Source organism: Gemmatimonas sp., from assembly GCF_044376735.1.
Classification (GTDB): domain Bacteria; phylum Gemmatimonadota; class Gemmatimonadetes; order Gemmatimonadales; family Gemmatimonadaceae; genus Gemmatimonas.
Genome location: NZ_JBILKJ010000151.1, coordinates 1 through 6,129, shown reverse-complemented (window position 1 = coordinate 6,129; position 6,129 = coordinate 1). Strand labels below are relative to the sequence as shown.

The window sequence follows — 6,129 nt, the reverse complement described above, 5'->3', positions numbered from 1 at the left end:
CGCCGTACGAGCGCGTGGAGATCCTGTGTCAGAACGACGCCGTGTGCGACGACGCGCGCGCGGCGCTCACGATGCACGACGTGCATCCTGACCGGTACCGCCTGCACGTGCAACCCACCGATCGGGTCTGGCTGCGCGACTCGGGGCCGACCGCCGTGCACCGCGCCGACGGCAGCGTCGCGTTGGTGCACTGGGGCTTCGATGCGTGGAGCAAGTACGACAACTACGCGCTCGACGGACACGTGCCCGAGGCGGTGTCGCGCGTGACGTCCTTGCCCCGCGTAGAAGCCATGCGTCACGACAATGGGCAACGCCTGATTCTCGAAGGCGGCGGCATCGAGACCGACGGACTCGGTACCATGCTCGTCACCGAGGAGTGGCTGCTGTCCGACGTGCAGGTGCGAAATCCCGGCTTCTCGCGCGGCGATTACGAACGCGCCTTTCACACGTATCTCGGCATCACGCACACCATCTGGCTCGGCGACGGCTGTGTGGGCGACGATACGCACGGGCACGTGGACGACATCGCGCGCTTCGTGTCGCCGGGGGTGGTGGTGCTGGCGCACGAGGCAGATCCCGCCGACGAGAATCACGCGCGGTCGCTCGACAACCTGCATCGGCTGCAACGCGCGACGGACGCCCGCGGCGAACCGATTCGGGTCGTCACGCTGCCCTATCCGCGGGCCGTCATCATGGACGGCACGCGCTTGCCGGCCAGCTACGCGAATTTCTACATCGCCAACGGCGTGTGCATCGTGCCCACGTTCAACGATCCGAATGATCGCATCGCCTTGAACACCCTCGCGGAGCTGCTACCCAGACACCGCATCGTGGGGATTCACGCGGTAGACCTGGTGTGGGGACTCGGCACACTGCACTGCCTGAGTCAGCAGCAGCCCGCGGCGTCAGCCGCGACGGTGGCGTCATGAACGAGGTGCCGGGCTGGGTGCAGAAGCAGAACCGGGAGCGGTCGCTCGAGCAGCCGAGCGATGCGGAGATGGAGGCCTTCATCGGTCCCAAGTGGGAGACGGTGTATCGGCGGAAGCTGGCGCCGTTCTTCGAGGACGCATCGTTCGTGCCGACGTGGAACTGGAGTGCGGCGATCGCCTTTCCGCCGGCGTGGTTCCTGTATCGCAAGCTGTATCTGCCGTTTGCCTTCTTCTTCCTGATGCCGGGGATCGCGTTCCGACTGCTAACCGGCACCGACAAGCCACTCACGATGGCGGCGATGCAGCAGCCGGAGAACGAGTGGCTGCTGATGATGAACGCGGCGGTGTTCGTCTCCACGATGCTGGCCTCGGGCGGGACGGCCAACTGGTTCTTGTACCGTCGAGCCCGTGTGGCGACCCGCCTGGTGGTGCAGCAGCAGTTACCCGCGGCCGAGGCGGAGCTGCTGCTGCGTCAGGTGGGCGGGGTCAACAAGTTGGCGACGTCGCTGTTCGTGGCGCTGTCGATGATGCTTGCCGTCGCCGCGATCGGGGGATGACCGATTCCGTGGGGGTCGCGCGGGCGCGGCGCCGGGGCATCTGGTGACGCGCCACGCGGCTGGGCTGTTGTACAACGATGACTGACGCGGAGCTGGTTGTTCGGACCCGCGCCGGTGACCCCGATGCCTTCAGTGTGCTGGTGTCGAGGTACTACGACGCGTGCTGGCGGTTCTCGTACCATATGCTGGGGGAGCGGGCCGATGCGGAGGACGTGGTTCAGGACTCCTTCTTGCGCGCGTATCTCGCCATCGGTCGGTACGACGAGCGCGATCAGTTCCGTGGGTGGCTCTTTCGTATCCTCACCAACCAGTGTCGCAACGCGCTTACGTCCCGCGGTCGTCGCACGCGTCGGTTCGTGCAAGACGACGTCGCCCTTGAGTCCGCACCTGCCCCTTCCCTTGGGCTCGGCACCGACGTCGAAGACGCCGTGCTGGTCCGTGCGCTCAACCAGCTCGACCCACTCCAGCGGGAGGCCCTGCTGCTCAAGTATGCCGAAGGGCTGGAGTACGGCGAGATGTCGGCGATGACCGGCGCCGGAGAGTCCGCGCTCAAGATGCGCGTGAAGCGCGGCAGCGAACGGCTGCGCGTCCTGCTCGGGCGGTCGCATGACTAGCGGTCGGGTTCCGTCAGACCACGGGCCGAGCGGGCCCGAGTCCCTCGACATCGGCGCGTTCCCCGACGACGCGGCGCTGACGGCGCGGCTTCGGGCGTCGTACGCGCGGGTGCCGGCCCCGGGGACAGCCGCCGTGGCCCGCTGCACTGCGGCAGTACTGGCCGAGGCTCGGCGCGCTCCCGTCCCCCCGCTCGGTCGTGCGCTGAGCCCCCGATGGTGGTGGGGGGTGGCCGCCGCCGCGCTATTGGTGGTCAGCATCACGCGTCCGTGGCAGCCCGAGGTGACGCGGCCAACCGGAGCGCCGTCGGCTGAACGCGCGCCGGTGCCGGTGGGAACAACCACGGCGAGCGGCGAGGGCATCCGGTTCGACCTCACACTGCCGAACGCCGCCGCCGAGGTCGCCCTCGTTGGCGACTTCAATGGCTGGGATGCGCACGCCACGCCGATGATCCGCCGTCGCGACGACGGCGCCTGGTCGGCCAAGGTCCCGCTGCCCCCCGGCCGACATGTGTATGCGTTCGTGGTCGACGGGCGACGGTGGCTCGTCGATCCGTTGGCGCCGCAGGTCCCTGATGAAGGCTATGGCCCGGCCAACGCCGTCGTCGTCGACGGGCCGCGATGACGCCGCTCACACGTCCCATCAGGTGGCTGACGCTGCCGCTGCTCGTGGCCACGATCACGTCGCCGCTGGCTGCCGCGAACCGCGACGACGCCGTCGTGGCGGCCGCCTCGCCGGTGGCCTCCGCGGACACCGTCTTTTTCCGCGATCCGCAGGGGCAGTTCGACGCCGCCCGCTTCGACACGCTCACGGCCAGCGCGCTACGGCTGCTCTTCGACGATGCCGCCGCCCGAGGGCTGCCCACGGCGCCGCTGATCAACCGGGCCCTCGAGGGCGCCGCCCGACGCGTGAGCGGCCAGCGCATTCTCAGCGTCGTACGGGCGCACGCCGCCGCGCTGGCGGAGGCGAAGGCGGCGTTGGGCGAGGGGAGTACCGTGGCCGAACTCGACGCCGGGGCCACCGCGCTCAGGGCCGGCGTCGACATCCGGACCCTTGAGGTCGTGCGCGCAGCCCGCCCGGGCGGCACCGGGGTGACGGCACTCGTGGTGCTGACCGATGTAGTCCGGCGCGGCGTCCCCACGGCGACCGCGCGCGACGCAGTGGCCACCATCGCTCGCCTTCCCCGCTCCGACGACGCCCTGCTGGGGCTGCAATCCACGGTGGCGAAGAACGCGCTGCGCGGCCCCGGTATGGCTCTCGACGCCCTGAATCGCTATGTTCGGGGCACGGTCTCCGGTGCTGTTCCGCCGTCCACTCCTGCGACGAGCGACCGCAAGCCGGTCCGTCCTCCCGATTCGTGACGCCCGCTCACCGCGGCCTCTGTGCGCTGTGCCACCCCAGCGCGTCGCGCCGTCGCTCTGTCCAGAGCCGCCGATGGGCATTGCCGTGGGCGTTGGTTCCGTGCGCCGTGGCCAATGTCGCGATCGCGCCGGTGCTCGTCGCTCAGGTCCGCGGCGATGCCCCTGTCGCACCGGCGGCCACGATCGGTCCGGTGGCCGACGCGTCCACGCTGTCGGTGCTGGGTATGGCGGCGATCCCCGACGGCACCGGAAACGCGCTCACGCAGCGCAATGATCTCTGGCTCGGCGCCACGCAGCCGCTCGGTCGCCTCGGACGCGTCCGGCTGTCCGCGATCGGCACGGGTAACTGGCGCGTGCCCCAAGGCGTGGGCACCGATGGCCAGTTGGAAGGCACACTCGCGTTGCGAGCACGGGCCCGCGTGGGCCAACAGCGCGTGTGGAGTGCAATCAGTTACGGCCACGCCTCGGTAAACGGTGCCCATCCCACCGCGAACATCCTGGGCACTCCTATGCCCCCCATGCCGCCGATGGCCGCCGGTGGCCTCGATCTCCGGGGCACCGATACCACGGTCTCGCGTCGGGTCGACGTGGGCGCCATCAGTCGCGCCGAAGCCGGCCTGATGACGAACGTGTCCGGGCTGGAATTCTCGTTCGGCTTCTCGGTGGAGCGCGCGACCCGCACCACCACGCAAACCCTCTCGATCAACGAACCCGACGCGATCACCATGCCGGTCGGTGGTGGCGCCGCTCGGCTCGTGAGCAGTCGCATGACGCAGACCCTCCAGCGACGGGATATCGCCACCGGCATCGCGTCGCTGGGCTTTCACACGGGACCGACCACGTGGCTGGTGTCCGTGACCTCGCCGGTCGCGACGTGGATCACCAGAGACGCCCTGTCGCCGAAACCCAGCGCCCTACCCACGGTGGCGTCGCTGGCCGTCGTGCAGCCGATCAACGCGTGGCTGTCGTTGGTTGGCGCGGCCGTGACGAATGCCGCCACGGTCGGTGGGACCGCGTTTCGCGATGATGGCGACAGTCGCCAACCCCGCCGCTTCGCCCCCGTGCTCGCCGTTGGCGTGCGCATCGCGCGCCTGCCGTTCAGCGGCACCGATGGCACGCCAACCGGTATTCTCGCCTTCGAAACGCGCACGCTTGGTGCAGTGGATTCGCTCGCGGTGGAACACGGCGCGTCGGCCCCCGACGGCGACACCCTGCGCGTGGTGCTGCTCATTGATGCGCCGCGCGCCGAGTCGCTGGAACTGATGGGCGATGCCACCGAGTGGATGGTCGCGCGGATGCAGCGGGCGGCCAACGGGCGGTGGCGCGCCGAACTCAGGCTCGCGCCGGGCATGCACCGCATTACGGTCCGCGTGGATGGCGGCGCGTGGATCGCACCGCCGGGACTGCCGACGGGCAGTGATGACTACGGGAGCCCGGTGGGGATGATCACGGTGCGCGGGAAACGGCGATAGGGGATGGTACGGATTGCGCGGATTCAGTGAACAGTGGTCTGAACTCTGGCGTCTGACCGGGTATAGCGGTCAGAACTCAGCAGCTACAGTGCACAGTTCCGAGCGTGTTTGGAAAAACGACGGGCCCTGTCGAAGCGATCGACAGGGCCCGTTGTTGCTCCAAAGATGCTCGACACTGAACACTGGTGTTGCTGAACTCCGACCACTATACCCGGTCTGACGCCCGAACTCAGACCACCGTGTACTGAACCATATCAACGCGCTCCCTACTTCCCGCCCTTCACCCGGATCACCTGCGTCGTGCTGTCCGTGATGCCCGCGCCCGACACCATCAGCGTGAGCTGATAATCACCCGGCGGGACCTGCGGGAAGTTGATGTTCAGGCTGCGCCCCGGTCCACCATCCGGACGACCGTTGTCGTTGTATTTGATCGACACCGGCGTGACCGACTTCGACAGGCCGAACGAACTGCCGAGCTTCTGCAGAAAGCCCGCACCGACGCGCGTCGCGCGCAGAGAAACCTGGAGTGGCTGTCCCGGCGACGCCGGACGGTACATCTCCCAGTAGATCCCGATCGACGTGCCCCCTTCTATCTCGTTGCTGCCGTACGCCTGCAGCGCATTGCGCTCGAGCATCGGCGTCGCCGACACATCACCGCGCTGCAGCAGCAGGTATTCCGACAGGCGCGTCCCGGCCGGCAACGGAGCGATCACCGTCCGCACGCGCGCCGCACGCTTGCCGACCGGAGCCAGCACTTCGAGACTGGCCAGCATCGGTGACGGCACCGGCAGCAGCAACGCGCCATTCGCTTGCGCACTGTCTCGCTTCGCCTGCCGCGGGTCGCGCCCATCGAACGCGTCGAGGGTGAGCGCGGCCGTGTACGGCGCGCGCCCCATCTCGAGTTCGCGCATGAGCCGATAGCCGCCGGCCACGATCGTGGTGTCGCCACGCAGGAAGCGCGCAAACTGATGGGGCAGCGCGCCAAACCCGGTGGCGAAGCGCGGCGCGTACCGCATCCGCGCCTTCTGGCGTTTCGGATCCCAGTCGCCGGGCGTGGCGGACAGCGGCTTAGCGATCGCTTCGACCGTCGGCATGAAGTCGTAGCTCGGCGTCGGCTCGTGGCCGATCACCGACGGCGGACGCGGATCGGCCACGCCGCCGTTCTGTACCGACCATGCCGTGGGCCAGCCGTAGCGGA

At 68.9% G+C, this 6,129-nt stretch carries 7 protein-coding genes; 6 read left to right on the top strand and 1 reads right to left on the bottom strand.

Going from position 1 to position 6,129, the window contains the following annotated elements; translation table 11 throughout:
- From ACIRA7_RS14095 to ACIRA7_RS14070, 6 genes are all read left to right on the top strand, one after another.
- Positions 1-929, top strand: a 929-nt coding sequence (locus ACIRA7_RS14095) for an agmatine/peptidylarginine deiminase (protein WP_396221484.1), incomplete at its 5' end; no start/stop codon positions are given.
- The gene (locus ACIRA7_RS14090) at positions 926-1,486 is read left to right on the top strand and encodes a hypothetical protein (protein WP_396221483.1); all 561 of its coding nucleotides are present in this window, start codon (positions 926-928) and stop codon (positions 1,484-1,486) included. The genes ACIRA7_RS14095 and ACIRA7_RS14090, both read left to right, overlap by 4 nt.
- A 77-nt stretch (positions 1,487-1,563) precedes the next feature.
- Positions 1,564-2,100: an RNA polymerase sigma factor gene (locus tag ACIRA7_RS14085; RefSeq protein WP_396221482.1), complete on the top strand. Its 537-nt coding sequence runs from the start codon at positions 1,564-1,566 to the stop codon at positions 2,098-2,100.
- Positions 2,093-2,722: an isoamylase early set domain-containing protein gene (locus tag ACIRA7_RS14080; protein WP_396221481.1), complete on the top strand. Its 630-nt coding sequence runs from the start codon at positions 2,093-2,095 to the stop codon at positions 2,720-2,722. The genes ACIRA7_RS14085 and ACIRA7_RS14080 overlap by 8 nt, the downstream gene beginning before the upstream one ends.
- Complete coding sequence (locus ACIRA7_RS14075; protein ID WP_396221480.1) at positions 2,719-3,459, top strand: hypothetical protein; 741 nt, start codon at positions 2,719-2,721, stop codon at positions 3,457-3,459. The genes ACIRA7_RS14080 and ACIRA7_RS14075 overlap by 4 nt, the downstream gene beginning before the upstream one ends.
- A gap of 107 nt (positions 3,460-3,566) precedes the next feature.
- A complete protein-coding gene (locus tag ACIRA7_RS14070) occupies positions 3,567-4,931 on the top strand; it encodes a glycogen-binding domain-containing protein (RefSeq protein ID WP_396221479.1) in 1,365 nt (454 codons plus the stop codon).
- Positions 4,932-5,197: 266 nt separating this feature from the next.
- On the opposite strand, the gene ACIRA7_RS14065 is transcribed toward ACIRA7_RS14070, so the two are convergent.
- Positions 5,198-6,129: hypothetical protein (locus ACIRA7_RS14065; protein ID WP_396221478.1), on the bottom strand; the 932-nt coding region annotated here is incomplete at its 5' end.

Bases quoted from the DNA above. Each gene is read 5' to 3' on its own strand.
- ACIRA7_RS14090 (WP_396221483.1), top strand. From the start codon at position 926: ATGAACGAGGTGCCGGGCTGGGTGCAGAAGCAGAACCGGGAGCGGTCG.
- ACIRA7_RS14085 (WP_396221482.1), top strand. From the start codon at position 1,564: ATGACTGACGCGGAGCTGGTTGTTCGGACCCGCGCCGGTGACCCCGAT.
- ACIRA7_RS14080 (WP_396221481.1), top strand. From the start codon at position 2,093: ATGACTAGCGGTCGGGTTCCGTCAGACCACGGGCCGAGCGGGCCCGAG.
- ACIRA7_RS14075 (WP_396221480.1), top strand. From the start codon at position 2,719: ATGACGCCGCTCACACGTCCCATCAGGTGGCTGACGCTGCCGCTGCTC.